Source organism: Ruminococcus sp. B05, from assembly GCF_003628495.1.
Taxonomy (GTDB): domain Bacteria; phylum Bacillota; class Clostridia; order Lachnospirales; family Lachnospiraceae; genus Schaedlerella; species Schaedlerella hominis.
Window position 1 is genome coordinate 12,264 of sequence record NZ_RBZR01000027.1, and the last position, 19,576, is coordinate 31,839.

At 39.2% G+C, this 19,576-nt stretch carries 14 protein-coding genes; 2 read left to right on the forward strand and 12 right to left on the reverse strand.

Annotated elements, in window-relative coordinates; translation table 11 throughout:
* Window positions 1-32 precede the first annotated feature (32 nt).
* The 7 genes from D8Q48_RS14400 to D8Q48_RS14430 form a co-directional block, all read right to left on the reverse strand.
* Entirely contained in the window at window positions 33-749 is a 717-nt protein-coding gene (locus D8Q48_RS14400; protein ID WP_121056967.1) for an AAA family ATPase, read from the reverse strand.
* Between the two features lie 9 nt (window positions 750-758).
* Complete coding sequence (locus D8Q48_RS14405; RefSeq protein ID WP_243116311.1) at window positions 759-2,087, reverse strand: AAA family ATPase; 1,329 nt, start codon at window positions 2,085-2,087, stop codon at window positions 759-761.
* A 21-nt stretch (window positions 2,088-2,108) separates the two neighbouring features.
* Window positions 2,109-3,074, reverse strand: a complete 966-nt coding sequence (locus tag D8Q48_RS14410; protein ID WP_121056969.1) for an alpha/beta hydrolase — start codon at window positions 3,072-3,074, stop codon at window positions 2,109-2,111.
* Between the two features lie 24 nt (window positions 3,075-3,098).
* Window positions 3,099-3,971, reverse strand: a complete 873-nt coding sequence (locus tag D8Q48_RS14415) for a glycoside hydrolase family 43 protein (RefSeq protein WP_121056971.1) — start codon at window positions 3,969-3,971, stop codon at window positions 3,099-3,101.
* A gap of 2 nt (window positions 3,972-3,973) precedes the next feature.
* Window positions 3,974-6,718, reverse strand: coding sequence for an alpha-L-rhamnosidase (locus D8Q48_RS14420; protein ID WP_121056973.1), 2,745 nt, complete (start codon window positions 6,716-6,718; stop codon window positions 3,974-3,976).
* A gap of 82 nt (window positions 6,719-6,800) precedes the next feature.
* Window positions 6,801-8,189: a glycoside-pentoside-hexuronide (GPH):cation symporter gene (locus D8Q48_RS14425; protein WP_117991788.1), complete on the reverse strand. Its 1,389-nt coding sequence runs from the start codon at window positions 8,187-8,189 to the stop codon at window positions 6,801-6,803.
* A gap of 78 nt (window positions 8,190-8,267) precedes the next feature.
* Window positions 8,268-10,562 (reverse strand): glycoside hydrolase family 3 C-terminal domain-containing protein, encoded by a 2,295-nt coding sequence (locus tag D8Q48_RS14430; protein WP_121056975.1) that lies wholly within the window; start codon window positions 10,560-10,562, stop codon window positions 8,268-8,270.
* A gap of 550 nt (window positions 10,563-11,112) precedes the next feature.
* Between D8Q48_RS14430 and D8Q48_RS14435 the strand changes: the two genes are divergently transcribed.
* Window positions 11,113-12,009, forward strand: a complete 897-nt coding sequence (locus tag D8Q48_RS14435; RefSeq protein ID WP_172697000.1) for an AraC family transcriptional regulator — start codon at window positions 11,113-11,115, stop codon at window positions 12,007-12,009.
* An 84-nt stretch (window positions 12,010-12,093) separates the two neighbouring features.
* Here D8Q48_RS14435 and D8Q48_RS14440 read toward each other — a convergent pair whose 3' ends face one another.
* The 5 genes from D8Q48_RS14440 to D8Q48_RS14460 form a co-directional block, all read right to left on the reverse strand.
* Complete coding sequence (locus D8Q48_RS14440) at window positions 12,094-12,609, reverse strand: phosphatase PAP2 family protein (RefSeq protein WP_118724780.1); 516 nt, start codon at window positions 12,607-12,609, stop codon at window positions 12,094-12,096.
* Window positions 12,610-12,624: 15 nt separating this feature from the next.
* On the reverse strand, window positions 12,625-13,827 hold the full coding sequence (locus D8Q48_RS14445) for an aspartate kinase (protein WP_117992159.1): 1,203 nt from the start codon (window positions 13,825-13,827) through the stop codon (window positions 12,625-12,627).
* A 158-nt stretch (window positions 13,828-13,985) separates the two neighbouring features.
* A complete protein-coding gene (locus D8Q48_RS14450) occupies window positions 13,986-14,891 on the reverse strand; it encodes a C39 family peptidase (protein WP_243116312.1) in 906 nt (301 codons plus the stop codon).
* Window positions 14,869-16,623, reverse strand: coding sequence for an ABC transporter ATP-binding protein (locus D8Q48_RS14455; RefSeq protein ID WP_121056984.1), 1,755 nt, complete (start codon window positions 16,621-16,623; stop codon window positions 14,869-14,871). Before D8Q48_RS14455 ends, D8Q48_RS14450 begins: the two co-directional genes overlap by 23 nt.
* Window positions 16,616-18,364: an ABC transporter ATP-binding protein gene (locus tag D8Q48_RS14460; RefSeq protein WP_118688788.1), complete on the reverse strand. Its 1,749-nt coding sequence runs from the start codon at window positions 18,362-18,364 to the stop codon at window positions 16,616-16,618. The genes D8Q48_RS14455 and D8Q48_RS14460 overlap by 8 nt, the downstream gene beginning before the upstream one ends.
* Before the next feature lie 145 nt (window positions 18,365-18,509).
* Between D8Q48_RS14460 and arcC the strand changes: the two genes are divergently transcribed.
* On the forward strand, window positions 18,510-19,445 hold the full coding sequence (gene arcC, locus D8Q48_RS14465) for a carbamate kinase (protein WP_347562308.1): 936 nt from the start codon (window positions 18,510-18,512) through the stop codon (window positions 19,443-19,445).
* Window positions 19,446-19,576: the final 131 nt, after the last annotated feature.

Here is a 19,576-nt window from a genome sequence, read left to right on the forward strand (position 1 = left end):
CTCATCATACTCTATATTGATCTCAACGTTTTCTAATCTGTGAGTAGTCTATCAAGCAACATCTGCCTATTATTTATGAACATTTCCGTTATCTGATAACTCTCTGTTTCTTCATATTCACATAAATGAATCCGCCCATTATCAAAACAATAGATGTCTGCATCTGGTATACCTAATAGAATAGGTGAATGGGTAACTATAAAAAACTGTGCTCCTTCTTTTGCAAATCGGTATATTTGCATTAACAATGTAAGCTGTCTTTGGGGTGATAATGCAGCTTCTGGTTCATCAAAAAGATACAGGCCATTTGAATGCAAATTATTCTGTGCTAATTCAAGAAAACTTTCTCCATGTGACTTTTCATGATATTTAGCGGAAGGGTGTGTTAAATCTGCATATTCTTCTTCCTGCGTTGCAACATTATAAAAACTTTCGGCTCTAAGAAAATATCCCCACTTTTCCTTACGATAGCCTTTTGAAATTCTTATTGCATCACATAATTCTGAATGTGTATCATGAGTAGAAAAAATATAATTCTTTGTTCCACCCTCTGGATTAAAACCATGTGCCACAGCAAGTGCTTCTAACAAAGTCGATTTACCGCTGCCATTTTCTCCCACAAAAAAAGTTATCGCTTTGTTAAAATCAAGTTTCTCAATGCCTTTAAAAGCCTCAATTTTCTTTAAATAGCTGTCATTATCAATTCTATCCCAATCGAATATTACTCCGTGTATAAATTGATCATTCATTTTAAACCTCTATTCTTCTATTTTCATCATAACCTTACATTTCTTTTTATAACATGCGATTCCATACTTTATAATCTTGTGAATGCCTTCCTGTTCCAAAGATTCTGTATATCTGACATCTGTGATCTGCTGAAGTGCATTTTCACATTCTTTTTCCATATTTCCGTCAGATGCATATTTCACCTCTATGACAATTCCAACATCCTCATCTTCGATACGAATCAAAATATCACTGAATCCATCTCCTGATTCCCTGTTTGACATGACAGACCAGTTTTCTTTGAATCCGAGAATTCCAAGAAGTAATCCGTGATAAAAGTTCTCTTTCGTTGGTTTTTTCACAAAAGTATCTCTGATACTGACTGTTTTCCTCATATAGTCTGTGAAAATACTTTCGACTTTTTCCGGATTTTGTTTTAATAATGCCTCACAAAACTCACCAACGGTTTTCCCGTCCTCTTTAATGCTTTCTTTAAACATCTTTAAGATATGATTCGTAATGATATTTCGTATCTCACGGTTTGGAATCACCAGATTGTATCTGTCCCCATTCGGTTCACCTCTCTGTGTCAGATATCCTGTCATGAAGAGCGTACTCCACAGATTCTCAATAGAAGAATACAATTCCTTATAGGTCAGTTCTGGATTGATTTCTTTCTGCACAATTCCGCCGTTCACCAATTGTTCCAATTCCATTTTTGTCAGCTTATGTGGCTCATTTACGCTTTCAATAAAATGGCTGATCACACTATTCCCACTGGTATTCGCCCAATAATTCTTCGGTGCAAGCTTAGGATCTGTCCGATGATCACTACAGAAATTGATTACGTCCCAAGGGCAATAAACTTCTACATCACCAAACCGATATCCATCGTACCATGCTTTTACTGTCTCATAATATTCTTCCTGCCCATAATACTTGAGGAGTTCTCTTACTTCATTATCTGTAAATCCAAATGTTTCATCAAAACTTTTATCTGTAATCGAATATATTTTGAAATTGTTAAGACCTGTAAAAATACTTTCTTTTGCAACCCTGAGACATCCTGTTAAAATTGCAAATTTCAGGCTCTTATTCGTCTTCAGGCCATTCTCAAACAAGTTACGGATAAGTAATACCATCTCATCGTAGTAACCATTTTCATTTGCTTTTGCTAATGGAACATCATATTCATCAATAAGCACAATGACTTTCTTCTCATAATGCTTCTCCAATAATTCTGTAAGCTCTCTGATACTATATACCAATGAATCATTTGACATTTCTTTTTTCTTTAGTTGATTTAATAGTTCCTGATCTGTCTCATCAAGTTTTTGACTCTCGGAAAGAAATGACAATCTCCGCCCCTGATTAGTTTCTTAAAGTGTCGTCCTTATCCACTCATCTGCCAGCTCCGGCCAATCCTTTACTTCTTCATTCACCTGTTCTTTCTCACGCTTCGTCTGTCCGGTGAACATTTTCGCCATCTCATTCAAAGCCTGTTTCACTTCATCCGGCACTGGAAATGTCCCATCGTTCACAGCCTGACCTAATGCGAAAGTCTGCTCCAAAGTATACGGTTCTCCAAACTCTTCATTTGCCCATGCTTCATCAGCAAGCGACAATCCGTGCTTTCCTTTTGAAAATGCATGGATTGCATACGGAATCTTCTTTTCCTGCAGAGCCTGTGCAAATAAAAAGGAATTCTGAACCGGAACCAGCTCATCCGTTACAGTCTGCCATAAGAAGCATGGAGGCATATCTTCTGTCACTTGTTTTTCCAACGACATATATTCAAGTTCTTCCTCAGAAGCATCCGCTCCTAAAAGTGCTGTAAAAGAACCTCTATGTGCACAGTCACCGGAAGTAATTACCGGATAAGAAAGAATTACCGCATTTGGTTTTGCTGAGACAGATGCATACTCACCCGTCTCAGATTCTTCAAATTCCTGCCAGTGTACAGCAACACTTCCACATGCATGTGCGCCTGCCGAAAATCCACAAAGCATGATTTTATCTTTCTCTACATGTAATTCTTCGGCATGTTTTCTAATATAACGGATTGCACGCATCAGATCCTGCATTGGCTGCATTTTTAATGGAATCATCTGCAACAGATTGGTTGTATACGTTACAACTGCTGTCTGATATCCCATCTCATAAAATTTCTTTGCTACAATCTCGCCCTCTGATGGAGAAACCACAGTATATCCACCACCTGGAACAATCAGCATACATGGTCGTATTTTTTCGTCTTTATGAAAATATAATCTCATATTCGGAATAAATCCACATGCTGCTGCATAATTGTATTCCAATTCATTCCATAATTGCACTTTATTCATAACTAGCTGCCTCCCCTACTACTGTCAGATTGCATTCTTATCCAACTGAAACTTCCCATTTTCATACTTCAGTGGCATGAAAGATGGATGTTCTTTTCCGAATTTATTCGGATAATGTAAAACCAAATAATATTGATCTGAAAAGCTTTTAAAAATCATTCCATGCCCTCCATCATGATCATATAATGGCTGACTGTCAATTTTCCATTTTCCGTTAATTTCATTATTATCTGAATATGCCATAGCTTCTACATATCCTGTCTTTGCATTCGTTGACCAGAGCATATGCAATTTTTCATCCTCTGTTCGAATCAAAAATGGTCCATCTGTAATATAATTTCGGAAGAAATATCTCTTTATAAAAGGCTTTGCTTCGGATGCTGAAAATAAAACAAATGGCTTGCCTACGCTTTCTTTTAAATCTTTACTCAACTCGATTGCACACATTGTCCCATCATGAATTTCTCTCCATTCATGACAGAAAATCATGTATGGGGTTCCATTTTTTGCAATATATAACGTTCCATCCAGACATCTCCAGTTCTTTGGTGTCACATAACCATCTGACCAGAGTGTAAATGGTCCTTTTGGATTTTCTGCCACAAGTACAGCTGTCCCAAGCCCTTTTTTCTTATTTGCAAATGTCGCAAACATATAAAATTTTTCCTGGTAAAAATACACTTCCGGAGCCCAATAGCTCTTCTCACTCCAGAATCCTTCCGGTCTGTGAAAGACCTCGAAAGGTCCTTCCCAGTTTTCCAGATCATCACTTACATATACATCAAAGCCATACGCCTGCCCTACAAATGCAGTTTCACTTCTGGTCCCGTAAAGGTAGTATTTTCCATCATATGGCAAAATATATGGATCTCTTATATTAATTTCATTACTCTTCATACTTAATCATTCTCTTTTTCTTTTTCCTTCTGATTCAACGCATTAACAACTGCTTCATACATCGGTCTTGCCTCCGGTGCAGCTCCAAGAAGCTCAGCCAGTGTCATTCCATATGCGAACTGAATCATAGGTCCTTCCAGCATTCCCGGTGCCATCTGATTAAACATTTCTACAGCAAGTGGTTCCGCAACGATTTCACCAAGTGTGCTGTCCATACTGAATCTCTCTACTGCAAGACTTGTCTCTGTGTCATATTCATAATCATATACACCGGAACCAACTTCGTGTACTTTCTCTTTTTCCGGAAGAACAATCACAGCTGTTGTATTGGCCGGAACTTCTACATGGACATGAATTTTTCCATCCTTACAAGATGTATTAGCCACGATTTTTCCGTAAACAGATTCAAATTCTGTACCACACTCTTCAATGCCTTTTACAAACATCGGTTTTACCTGGAATCTCTTATATCCCGGCTCTAACTGAAACAATCCAGCAACTTTACGGTACATCCAGTCACCTACAGAACCATACGCATAATGATTCAAAGAATTCATTCCTGACTCATCAAATGTTCCATCTGGCTTAATTGAATTCCAACGCTCCCAGATTGTTGTTGCTCCCATGTTTACTGCATAGAGCCATGACGGATAATCTTCTTTCATAAAGAGTGTTGCCGCCATCTCATGTGCTCCATTTTCAGAAAGTGTATGACAGATATAAGGTGTTCCGACGAATCCTGTAGCCAGGTGATTTTTGTGGTTTCCAATATTTGTAAGAAGCGTATTCAAGATACGTTTTCTGTCTTTTTCTCTTGCAAGATTAAAGTATAGGGAAATGATAGCACCTGTCTGTGTTTCACTTACAATACGACCTGTCTCTGTATAATATTCTCGCTGGAATGCATCCAGAGTTGTTTTATAAAGATCCGCATACTTTTTCGCTTCTTCGTCTTTTCCCAGTACCTCTGCTGTATTCTTCACAAGCTCTGTCACATACAGATAATACGCATTTGCAATCATATATTTGTCTGTTGCTCCGGTTCTGTCCGCACCCTCTTCTTTATCAAGTGCAAGCCAGTCTCCGTACTGGAATCCACTCTGCCAGAGACCATTCTCTTCACAGTTGTTCTTAATGTAGTCTACCCACTCATGCATACATTTCCAGTTTTCTTTCAGGATACCTTTATCGCCATACATCTGATAAACAACCCAAGGAACAATAACTGCTGCATCACTCCATGCAGAGGAACTGTAAGATTCCAGAATATCCGGCACAACATGTGGCACACCTTTTTCCAGAGAAGATTCTGCTGCCACATCACGCATCCATTTCGTGTAGAACAGTGCTGTATTTCTGTTAAATGCGGCTGTCCAGGAGAATACCTGCGCATCTCCGGTCCATCCAAGACGCTCGTCTCTCTGCGGACAATCTGTCGGGATATCAAGGAAATTATCTCTCTGGCTCCATGTAATATTACTTTGCAGCTGATTTACTTTTTTGTTAGAACAATGGAAATCGCCTGTCTTTTCCATATCAGAATGTGTCACACAGGCAATAAACTGATCTGCTGCAAATTCTTCCATTCCTTCCACACAGATATAACGGAATCCGTGGAATGTAAAATGCGGTCGGAAAATCTGTTCTTCTCCGTTGCAGATAAATGTGTCGATTGATTTTGCCTGGCGAAGTGTCTCTGGATAGAAGTTTCCATCTTTGTCCAGAACCTCTGCGTGACGGAGCACAATCTTCTGTCCCTTTTCACCTTTCACATGCACTTCTACAACGCCTGTAACGATCTGTCCGAAATCAACAAGTTTTTCACCCTTTGGTGTCACAATCAACTCTTTACCCACAATTTTCTCTGTGATACGAACAGGCTCATTTTCCTGTGCTGTTAATACTGCTTTGTCAAATTCTTTAACGACAACATTTCCTTCTGTGATCTCCGGTGCATCTGTGTCGATTGTCTCACCCATGTAGATTTCACTGTAACGGATCTCTCCTGTTTTTACAGACCATGTTTCATCTGTAGCAATTACATCTTTGCTCCCATCTTCATATTCAACATGAAGCTCTGCAAATGCTCCTGCCTGTGTACCGTACTGATTTGGCAGACAATAGAAACCTAAGATTCCTTTGTACCAGCCGTTTCCAACTGTGATTGCAATTTCATTTTCTGCTGTAAGCTGCTCTGTCACATCATAGATCTGATACTGCAGTCTGTTGTGATAGCTTGTCCAGCCAGGTGCCATACGGTAATCACCTACTGTCTGTCCATTCAATGTCACCTCATATACACCATGTGCAGTTGCATACAGACGGGCTTTCTTTACCTTTTTATCAATTGTAAATGTTTTTCCAAATACCGGGCATGCTGTCTCTTCTTCCGGAAAATCACTTGTGATCATCTGTGCTTTGAATTCTGTCTGATCAAAAATTCCTGTTTCAAAGGAACCTTCCACTGACTCTACATTTCCATGATTATCAGCTACAGTTACTTCTACTGTATAAAAAGTCTCATCTGCCAGTACTTCGCCTTCATATGAAATCAAGACAGACTGGTCAGACACCTTTTTTCCACTATCCCATACAAGTTTTCCACTCTCATCTGTCACTTTAATCTCATAGGATGTCTGTACTGTATCTTTCTCATCAGACTCTATTTTCCAGGAAAATCGTGGTGCCTTCTCTGTAAGTCCGATTGGATTTTCTCTGTATTCGGTTCTAAAATCATATAATCTCATTCTATTTCCTCCATTTTCAATAAATCCACAAAAGGACAGAACCTCATTAGCAGTTCCGTCCCTTCATTTTATTCTATCATTACTATTTTGCTTCTTTTCTCTTCTGCAGTTCAGCTACAATCTCAGGATATCTCTTCTCAAGGTCATTCTTCAAAAGAAGGATAAACATGATTACGAAAAGTGCAAGTGGAATGTAGATACCAAATGCGAAGATTGCTGTATCTACTGATGCAGGTTGCACTTCAAGTGCTGCATTGTATCCAGCCGCTGCCAGAAGCCATCCAATCAAAGATGCTCCAATACCGGATCCAATCTTACTTCCAAAAGAGTTTGCACTGTTTGTCATACCTACGATACGTTTTCCGAACTTGTAATCATTGTACTCAACACAGTTATTTACCATTGCTCCGAACAGACACATCAGAGGAATGTTAGCAAATGTTGTTACTGCTCCACCTACAATACATGTCATAAGACTGTACGGTGTAAATACTCTCACCAGGCAGGCTGCTGCTCCCATTGCACAGGAAACCATACAAGTTTTTGTCATACCTAATTTAGATGCCAGTGGTCCTGTCAAAATAAATCCAAGGAATGTAGGAATCAGTCCGACTGCACCAAGAAGCGCAACGATATTATCGTTTCCAAGAATATATTTTGCATAATATGTACCACCTGAAGAACTCAGTCCATATGAAATATTCATCATAAACTGGAGTACAAGCATGATGACCCAGTATTTATTCTTGAAGAGCATTTTAATTCCTTCTCCAAAAGTTACATCTTCATCTTCACTCTTCTCAACAATATGTGCATTTTCTTTTGTTACTTTATAAAGTACAAGTAATGAAAGAAGTGAAATCAATGCGAAAATTACTGATACTTTGATCCATGCGCTCTGAGTACCACCAAGCATATTTGTGATTGGAATCAAAAGGATTGCGATTACCATTCCGGCAATATATCCAAATGCTGCACGGAAGACACCCATCTTACCACGTTCCTCTGAACTCTCTGTACGCATAGCCATTAATGCACCGTAAGGAATTGCAACTGCTGTATAAACTACTGCTGTGATCAAAATATTAGTGATCAATACATATGCTGACTGAAGACCGCTGGCTGCATTCTTCGGTACTGTAAACAGAAGAACGATCATTACAGCCGCTGGTATTGCCATTCTAAGAAACCATGGACGACATTTTCCCTTTGGTGACTTTCCTTCATCCATAATCTTACCCATGATAAGATCTGAAAATGCATCAAAAATCTTTGCAATCAGAAGCATTGTAGCAACCATTCCTGCTGCCAGTCCAACTTTCTCTGTGTAAAAGTAAGTCAGCTGTCCAACCAGACCAGCCATAATATTCAGCGGTAACTGTCCGAGACCATCACCAAGATAGTCTGTAGTTCTCATTGATTTCTGAACTCCCATTGAGTCCAGGCCAAGTTCTTTTTTTGTTTTAGCCATCTTTATCCCTCTCTAATTTTTCCTTATCCTAATATTCTTGTCTTACTGTGAATAACAACTCTTTGTTACAATCTCATCCTATAATTGATTCAACGCATTTACCATCTGCTCAAGCATCTCTCTCTTAATTCCCGGAACAAAGCTTAGAAGCTGACGAAGCGGCATACCTTCCATCATCGCTGCCATCATTTCCTGATTCACAACTCCTGACTGATCATTTTCATTTGCTTCTGCCATATCCATTGCCGCATCATTCTGTGCCATTCCTTGCATAAATGGTGCCATTACAGTCTGTGCTTTTGGATCACGCATCAGTTCACCAAGGCAAGTATTTAAGGAATATGTTTTTGGAAGTTCTTTTGTAGGATGTACTGTGATTTCTTCCCCTACACACATCTGATCTGCATTTTTGCCGATCATGACTTTATAAGTGCCTTCCTCTGCATACCAGTCATGGATCAATGTATTCCAGTAAGCAAATGCTCTCTCGCCCAGTATAAATGTAACGGTCTTTTCTTCTCCGGCTTCTAAGAAAATCTTTTCAAATCCTCTCAGTTCTCTGACCGGACGTACCACTTCTGTCTCCGGCGCCCCAACATAAAGCTGAACAACCGTTTTACCGGCACGTTTTCCTGTATTTTTAACCTTTACACTTACTTCTACATGTTCTTTGTCGGACATTTCTTTCTTATCCAACTGAAGATCACTGTATGCAAATGTTGTATAAGATAATCCGTAGCCAAACGGGAATGCTGTTTCCATCTTTCTGGATGTGTAATAGCGATATCCGACAAACACACCTTCCTGATAAACTGCATTATCAAATCCTTTTCCATAAATCAGATAACATGGTGTCTCTTCCAGACGAAGTGGAAATGTCTCTGCCAGACGTCCACAAGGATTCTTGATTCCTGCAAGCACTTCCGCAACCGCTTTTCCTACAGCCTCTCCTCCAAGATAAGCTTCCAGAATTCCTTCCACCTGATCCTTCCAAGGCATAAGTACTGCAGAACCATTGTGAAGAACAACAACTACATGTTTCTGTACTTCGAGCACTTTTTTCACAAGCTCATTCTGGCAATTTGGAAGATTCATATGCTTTCTGTCATATCCTTCCGATTCAAAGTTGTCCGGAAGTCCAAGGAAAAGAACCGCTACATCAGCCTCCTCTGCAATCTTCACCGCTTCGCTCTGAAGTGTTTCTACAACTTCGTCTTTCTCATCCTGATATCCTTCTGCGAAAGTCACGTTCGCAAGTTCCGGAATTTCTTTTGCCGCATCCAGTGCTGACTCTACTTTCCAGCTATTGATGTGAGAACTTCCTCCCCCCTGATATCTAGGTGTCTTTGCATATTTTCCGATAAATGCAATTTTCTTATCAGAAGTCAGTGGAAGAATTTCATTTTCATTCTTTAATAATACCATACACTCCGCTTCGATTTCAGCCGCTGCTTTATGATCTTTTTCATAATCAAATACAGCTTTCTCATCACGATTCTCTGTGTAACGGAAAATAATATTAAGAATTCTTTCACAAGCCTGATCAACTACGCTCTCATCAAGTTTTCCTTCCTGAACAGCTTTTACGATCAGTCGGTCATTTTCATAATCTCCAGGCGGCATCTCCAGGTCAAGCCCCGCTGCAAGAGATGAAATTCTGTCATTGACTGCACCCCAGTCAGAAACAACATATCCGTCAAATCCCCATTCTTTTCTTAAAATATCTGTCAGATATTCTTTACTGTCTCCAACAAATTTTCCGTTGATACGATTGTACGAACTCATTACCGTCCATGGTTTTGCTTTCTTAACTGCACCCTCGAAAGATGCCAGATAAATTTCTCTTAATGTTCTTTCATCTGCATCAGAAGAGTTTGTCATACGACGCTTTTCCTGATTGTTCGCCACGAAATGCTTTGCACTGGTTCCTACATTTTTGCTCTGAATTCCTTCGATCAGTGCTGCTGCTATCTCTGTAGATACATACGGATCCTCTGAATAGTATTCAAAGTTTCTTCCACAAAGTGGTGAACGCTTAATATTCAGGGCAGGTCCTAGAAGTGTACTTACGTTCATTGCCTGACATTCCTGTCCAAGCAGCTCTCCCTGTCTGCGAATCAAGTCACGGTCGAAACTAGATGCTGTTGCACATCCGGCCGGAAAGCAAATTGCTTTTTCGCTCTCATTGATTCCAAGATGATCTGCTGATTCTGCCTGCTTTCTGATTCCATGCGGTCCGTCTGTCACCATGATTTGTGGAATTCCAAGTCGCTCAACGCACTTAAGTTTCCAGAAATCTGCACCGGAACACATTCCGGCTTTCTCTTCCAGTGTCATCTGAGAGATCAAGTTCTGAATCTTTTCTTTCTCCATACTGTCGTTTCCTCCTTATTATGATGTATTGCTAGTTACATTGTTATCGGGTTTTCATCATGGCTATATCATAACGGGATTACGCGTTATTTTATTTCATTTTTAAATTTTTATTTATATATTTATACTTTTATTATGCTTTTTTCTATTGACTTGGGAAATATTTTCGATTACGCTGATGACAGAAAGAATTCAAATCGAACGTCTATTTTATATAAAGAAAAGAAAGTGAAAACTTATGAAAAAGAATTATTCTCTGATTAATTTTATAAAAGCTTATTACCCAGATTCGAATATCCCCATGTATCTTTTTTCGGCTGAAAAATGTATTTTCTGCATGCCGGAACAGGACGAACTGACTTATCCTCCATTCCAATATCTTCAAGAACTTTTTTCAGGTTCCGAGCGTATCACTTACTGTATAACTGAATATGGCATTATTTTTTGCTCTCTTAGATTAAATCACTTGAAAAACGGTTACATTGTTTTTGGTCCAGTCACAACTGTGCCTTATTCTGAGTCCGATCTGCAGCGTTTATACAAAGACTACATGGTATCAAATGACATTCACTCTGATTTTAATTCTTTTCTCCGTCAGATTCCGTGTCTGTCTCTGAGTTCTCTGTTAAAGAAATGTATCTTCCTCAACTATTGTCTGCACGAAGAACTGCTTTCATTTGAAGAGCTTCCTTCTGTCGGACAGGCATTGTCTGATGGTGACGTTATGTCAGATACCTCTCTTCTTTTGGAAGAAACTTATCAGAAAAAGGAAAATGAACAGCACAACCAGACTTATATTCTTGAGGAACAGCTTCTAAGACTTGTCCGCACCGGTGACTACGAAGGCTTCAAAAGATTTGCTTATAGTGAAAGCAATTTTCATACCGGTGTCACAGGATCTACTGCTCTTCGTCAGTTAAAGAATAATATTATCATCACAACGACCTTATGTACCCGTGCCGCGATTGAAGGCGGACTGGATTACGATACTGCTTATCAGCTCTCCGACTATTTCATTCAATCTTCAGAGCGTCTGACAAGTGCAGATCGTTTAACTGATCTTCTTGGGAAAATCAGTTATACTTTTGCCGAAAAAGTAGCGCAAGCAAAAACGCCCGTCTCTACAGACGAGCGTATGCAAAAAGCAATTCGATATATTCAGCAGAATACAAACCAGCATCTTACAGTCGGAAATGTTGCTGATTATGTTGGATTTAGTAAATCTTACTTCTCTGCTTATTTTAAGAAAACGCTTGGTTTTTCCGTCAGTGCATTTATCCTTCGCTGTAAACTGGAAGAAGGAAGAGAACTTCTGCAATACACGGATAAGTCTATCAGTACGATCAGCGAATTCCTGTGCTTTTCCAGCCAGAGTCATTTTCATACCGCATTCAAAAAACAATTCGGAATGACACCTTCTGAATATAGGAAGAGTACCAACGGGTGAGCCAACGGGGACGGGGTTAGTGGCTTTTTGCTACGCAAAAAAGCCACTAACTCCGTCCCCATTTGGCTCACGTCCCCTGTTGGTTCACCTAATTTTCTTCTTCACTATCTTATACCCAATCACACCTGACAGGATTCCAAACACAATTCCACCCAACACATCTGTTGGAAAATGTACATAAAAATATAATCTTGAAAATGCAATCAATACTGCCAAAACTCCTGCAATTTTCCATCCTTTTTTTGCACCTGCCAAATACAGAGCCGCTACGGAAGCAAAGGATGCTGCCGTATGCCCTGATGGAAATGAATAATCATGTGGTTTTGCTATAATAATCTGCACCGCAGTATTTATATCATATGGTCTTGTCCTTGCAATCAGATTCTTTAAGATTACATTGCACAATATTAAATCTACGATTAAAGCAGCCGCTACAATAATTCCTGTCTTTCTAGTCTTCGGATAAATCAATAACACCGCTGCCAGTATAATCCAGATAATGCCTGCATTTCCCAAACTTGTAATTGCTGCCATGCACTTGTCCAATATTGGTGTATGGATTTTCTGTAAAGCATCCAGAATTTGAAATTCAATTCCCATGTTTCTTATACCTAATTAGTTAATAAATGTTTCATGCAATTTACGCATTGCAAGATCTGTGTATTCTTCATCGATCAGAACTGTAATACGGATTTCTGAAGTAGTGACCATCTCTGTATTTACACCGATACTAGCCAGTGCCCCGAACATTTTAGCAGCGACACCGGAATGTGAACGAATACCCGCACCAATGACAGATACCTTAGCAACTTTTTCATCGGAATCTAATTTTTTAATTCCAAGATAATCTTTGTTGTCGTTCAATAAATCTAACGCACGAAGAAGGTCTGGTTTAGCTACTGTAAATGAAACAGATTTTGTTCCGTCTTTGCCAAGTGACTGGATCATAACATCGATATTGAGGTTATTCTTGTCTAATAAATTCAATAAACGGAATGTGCTGTCTGGGTCATTTCCGAGTCCGGCAACACGAATTTTAGCTACATTTTTATCGGCTGCTACACCGCTGATTAACATTTTTTCCATTTTTGTATTCTCCCTTACAATTGTTCCGGAATTTCGGTTCAGGCTGGAGCATACTAAGAGTTCCACACCATATTTTTTTGCGATTTCCACACATCTGCTATGGAGGACTTTTGCCCCAAGAGAAGCCATTTCCAGCATCTCGTCGTAAGTAATCTCTTCCATCTTTTGTGCATCCGGTACGATACGTGGGTCTGCAGTATAAACACCATCTACATCTGTATAAATCTCACAGACATCTGCATGGAGTTCTGCTGCTAAAGCAACTGCTGTTGTATCCGATCCGCCACGGCCAAGAGTTGTAATATCTTCATATTTGTTAATCCCCTGAAATCCTGTTACAACTACAATCTTATTGGCATCCAGCTCTTTTCGGATACGCTCTGAGTCGATTCGTTTAAATCGTGCATTCTGATAAGTTGACGTTGTCTGCATCGGTACCTGCCATGCATTTAACGATACTGCGCTGACTCCCATCTGGATCAGCGTCATGGCCATCAACGATACAGATACTTGCTCTCCTGTTGAAAGCAGCATGTCCAGTTCCCTTCTGGACGGCTGTTCAGTAATCTGCTTAGCTGTTGCAATTAAATTATCTGTTGTTTTTCCCATTGCGGAAAGAACAACAACAACCTGACTGCCGGCCTGCTGTTTTTCGATACAGCGTTTTGCTACATTGCGGATGTGTTCCAGATCAGCGACTGAACTTCCGCCAAATTTCATTACTGTAAGCATATTTTTTAATCTCCTTTGATTCCTCAATAAGCCTTCCGTGAAATGACAGACCTAACAAGGAATTTAATACTTGAATAGTATAGCACAATTGATTTCACGGAACAACCATCGATAAATGCCACCTTCTATTACGTTATTGTTCACAGTGCCAAATAACTCTATTGCACCAATATTACACACTGGTTGCCCCTTGATTCAAAAACAGACTCGAATTGTTCTTTTTCATATTCAACCACACCGGTTATCGGGTCTGCAATTGTGACATGATTCTCATCGTATCCAATCAGCACCGCTCCGTGGTCATTCTGGCTCCACTCAACATAATCACCATTTTCTGTATACCACCCACTTGTTTCATAACGATCTGCCATATCTATGGTACACCACACCACCACAGGTGTATCTTCACTTACCCATTGATATAATTTTTCCAGTGATACTCCTTTTTTGGCGATTGAGCGCATAGTGCTTCCATTCTCATCCAAATATTGATTTACCGCTGTAACAATTGCCTCTGTTCCGCAAATGATTCCATTTACAGTAGTAGGATCCCCTATAAAATATTTATTTATATCACTCCCATAAATCTTCCCGTCTTCACCCACATACATTTCTGCTTCATATAATACAGGTAGATATTGTGTTGCCATCTCTATTTTATCTGCCTGATATCCGTAATAATTCAATACCATTGTCATTGCTGTAATCTCGCATCCTGTCGGTAACTCCGGCATCTGGTTTATAATCGGGAATTCCTCAATTATATACGACTTTGGTAACTCTTTTTTTTCACTTTTTTCTTGTGTGCTTTTACTTTTTGAATCTTCGTTGGAATTAACCATACTGATTGGTTTTATACTTTCTAGTATCGCTGTTAGATCCACGCGCTTCAAATTACTCGTATTTTCTTTTTTTATTGCAACTATTTTATTCTCAGACTTTGCTATTGCCGAAATTGGGCAAAGCCCTACACCCCCTGCAATACATGTAATTGTCACTAATGTAAAAATGTGACTCTTATTTTTATTCATCTCACAAATGTTACTTCGCAAACTGACTTTCATACAAATGCTTATAAAATCCACCGACCTGCAATAATTCGTCATGCGTTCCCTGCTCGATAATATTTCCATCCTTCATCACAAGAATCACATCTGCTTCCCTGATTGTAGACAATCTATGGGCTACAATAAAACTCGTTCTTCCTTCCATCATCTGATGAAAAGCTTTCTGAATTCGGATTTCTGTACGTGTATCAATAGATGATGTTGCTTCATCCAAAATCAACATTGGTGGTAAATTTAACATTACCCTTGCAATACAAAGCAATTGTTTCTGTCCTTGCGAAAGATTTCCTCCTTCTTCCTGGATCATCGTATCATACCCTTCCGGCATTTTCTTAATAAAGCTGTGGGCATGGGCTGCTTTTGCTGCCGCTATGATCTCTTCTCTTGAAGTCCCCTCTCTTCCATATGCAATATTCTCAGCAACAGTCCCTGATTTAAGCCAGGTTTCCTGCAAAACCATACCAAAATTTTCTCTCAGACTGTCTCTTTTAATTTCCTGAATGTCATGACCACTGACAATAATCTGCCCTGCATCAATATCATAAAAACGCATCAACAAATTAATCAGTGTTGTCTTTCCACATCCTGTCGGGCCTACGATAGCAATCTTCTGTCCCGGCTTTACCTGCAGATTCAAATGTTGAAGTAACGGAACATCTTTTCTATAAGAAAATGATACTTCTTTTAATTCCAGACTTCCGTCTGCCTGTTGTAAATCAACCGCCTGCTCATAATCAGGGATTTCTGGTGTTTCTTCTATAAAATCAAACACTCTTCTCGCACATGCCGCAGCATTCTGAAGTTCCGTAATGACACTGGAAATCTCATTAAACGGTTTTGTATACTGATTTGCATAGCTTAAAAAGCAAGATAATTGTCCTACGGAAATATATCCCCGGATTGCACTTAACGCACCTGTAATTCCAACACCTGCATATACAAGTCCATTTACAAAACGAGTGCTTGGATTCGTAATTGATGAAAAGAAAATCGCACGCAGACTAACTTTTTGCAAATCTGCATTTATCTCATCAAATCTTTCCAAAGCCCTTGAACCATATCCAAATGCCTGTACTACTTTTTGGTTCCCCACCATCTCATTAATAAGCGATGTCATCTCTGCGCGCTTCTCTGATTGTGCTTTGAACATCGTATATGTTCTCTTTGCAATAAAGCTCGCAACAAACAATGACACTGGCGTGATTAAGATAACAACCAGAGAGATTTTCACATTAATTGTCAACATAAAGAGTAATGTCCCCACAATTGTAACAATTCCTGTGAATAACTGTGAAAATCCTATCAGCAGTCCATCTGAAAATTGCTCTACATCTGTTATGATTCTGCTGATTGTCTCACCATACTGATGTGAGTCAATATATTTTAGTGGAAGTTCCTGTAATTTTGCAAATGCCCGGATTCGAACATCTTTTACTACCCGGTAAGTAATTTTATTATTACATAAATTCATAAGCCATTGTGCCACACCTGTCAGAATGATCACAACCGCATATTTTTTTAAAATCTGAAATGCACCGGCAAAATCTACATGTCCTTTTGACAATATCAAGTCAATTGCATTTCCTGATAAGATTGGTGCATACAAAGTCAGTGCTACAGAAATTGCTGCAAAAATCAACGATAAAATCAGATAATGCATATATGGACGTATCAGCTTAAAAACTTTTTTTATTGTATCCTGATTCTTTTTTTCTAACTGATTACTCATGGTCCTGCACCTCCTCTTTTGAAAATTGAGAATAGCAGATTTCCTGATATACCTCACATTGTTTCAACAATTCCTGATGTGTTCCATAGCCAACCATCTGTCCGTCATCTAATACAATGATCTTATCTGCATGCATAATCGATGCAGCTCTTTGAGACACAATAAATACAGTCATATTATTTGTATCTTCCGCGATTGCTTTTCTTAAATTAGCATCTGTTGCAAAATCCAACGCAGATGCACTGTCATCCAAAATCAATACTTCCGGATTGCGGACCAATGCTCTTGCGATTGTGAGTCTCTGTCTCTGTCCTCCTGACAGATTCTTTCCGCCCTCACTTAACACTGTGTCTAATTTACCAGGTTTATTTTCTACAATTTCTAATGCCTGTGCTGTCTTAAGTGCCTCAAAAATTTCTTCATCGCTGGCATCTTCTCGTCCCATCTTCATATTATCTCGAATTGTTCCATGGAACAAAACTGCTTTCTGCGGAACCGTGCCGACTTTACTTCTCAGATTCTCTACTTTATATTCCCGGACATCTTTCTCATTGACAAACACCCGGCCTTCTGTCACATCGTAAAATCTTGGGATTAAACTTACCAAGGTTGACTTTCCTGAACCGGTACCACCGATAATTCCGATTGTCTCACCTTTTTTTGCTGTAAATGAAATGTGCTCCAGAGCAGGTTCTTTACTCTCCTGATAATAAAATGTTACGTCTTCCATGCTTACAGCTGTTTTTGGTTCTTCTGTCTGTTGCACTGCTGACTCTTTTTCATTACCATCTACAATGCCCGGCTTCATTGCAAACACTTCATTGATTCTTCCTGCCGATGCCAATGCTTTTGTAAATGTTATGATCAGATTTGCCAAGGCCACAAGTGCCAACAATGTCTGTGTCATATAGTTTACCAGTGCAATTACTTCTCCTTGTGTCATATCGCCTACATTTACCTGAATTCCACCAAACCAGATAACTGCAATAATCCCGGCATTTACAATAATATATGTCAAAGGATTCAATGATGCCGAAATTTTACCGACATGCATCTGAATATCCATCAACATATCACTCTTATGTTCAAAGGTCTCTCTCTCCAGCTTCTGAGTACGAAATGCACGAATCACACGAACTCCTGTCAAATTCTCACGGGTTGTCAATAATACTTCATCTAATTCTCTTTGAACCTTCTTGTATAAAGGAATCGTAATAACCATAATTCCATAGATAACGAATGCCAACAGCGGAACGGTCACAACAAATACCATTGCTGCCTTCCAGTTAATTGTAAATGCCATAACCAGTGCGCCGACAACTATAAACGGTGATCTTAAAAATAGTCGTAATACAAGATTCACCCCTGATTGTACCTGATTGACATCACTTGTCATTCGAACAACCAATGTTGAACTTCCGGCCTTATCAACTTCTGCATGTGACAAATTTTCAATATGCCAGAATAAATCATGCCTGAGTGCAGTTCCAAATCCAACTGCTGCCTTCGCCGCAAAATATTGTGCCAGCAATGAACATGTAAGCCCTAAAATTCCAAATATTACAAGCACGGCACCCATTTTCCAAATATAAAGCGTGTCGTGATTCTTGATACCAATATCTATGATGTGTGCCATAATAACCGGCACGATCAATTCAAACGTTGCTTCCAATAATTTAAACAATGGACCTATAATACTCTCTTTTTTATAATCTTTTAAATAAATAAGCAGTTTTCTCACAAATTTACCTCCATTCTAACCCACGTTTTTTTATTATAACATTTTTCTTCCCGAATGAATACTTACATCTTGCTTTTTTCTTTCTGACAATTTATTATGTAAGAAGGAATTTTCATACATTGCTTAGACGAAACGGAGGAACGAAATTATGAAAAAAAGAGCGGTTATTGCACTGGGTCATAGAGCGCTTGGCACAACATTACCAGAACAGAAAGTTGCTGTAGCTAAAACAGCCAAATCTATTGCTGATTTAATTGAAGAAGGATATCAGGTTGCGATCACTCACAGTAATGCACCTCAGGTCGGTATGATTCATACTGCTATGAATGAGTTTGGCAAAACTCATGATAATTATACATCTGCACCAATGTCGGTCTGCTCAGCCATGAGTCAGGGTTATATCGGATATGACCTGCAGAATGGAATTCGCGAGGAATTATTGAACCGTGGTATTTATCGTACAGTCAGCACAGTCCTGACGCAGGTTATTGTAGATCCGTATGATGAAGCTTTCTATACCCCAACAAAAGTACTCGGACGTTACATGAATGCTGAAGATGCCAACGAAGAACGTAAAAAAGGAAATTATGTAGTAGAAGAACCTGGTAAAGGATTCCGTCGAGTTGTATCCGCTCCAAACCCGGTTAAAATCGTAGAATTAGATGCTATCAATGCTCTGCTTAATGCTGATCAGTTAGTTGTTGCATGTGGCGGTGGCGGTATTCCTGTTCTGGAACAGGATAATCACTTACGCGGTGCCAGTGCTGTTATTGAAAAGGATCTTGTCGCAGGTAAACTTGCAGAAGGTGTCAACGCCGATCTCCTTATTATCCTTACAAGTGTAGATCAGGTTTGTATTAACATGGGCACTCCAGCTGAAGAAAAACTCGGTTCTATCTCCGTTGCTCAGGCAAAAGAATATATGGATGCCGGACATTTCGGTACTTACAATATGTTTCCTAAATTTAAGGCTGCTGTTGAATTCATCGAACAAAAAGAAGGTCGCGAGGCTCTGATCACTTCTCTTGAGCAATTAAAAGCCGGTTTACATGGAAAAGCCGGAACAAGAATTCATGGATAATTCTAAAATAGGATGTGAAAAATGTTATAACATTTTTCGCATCCTATTTTATTTTCCTCTTGCATTTTTTCTTTTATTGATATAATATAGGCATATGTTAGATGTAGTTTTGAATACTATATATAGCGTTA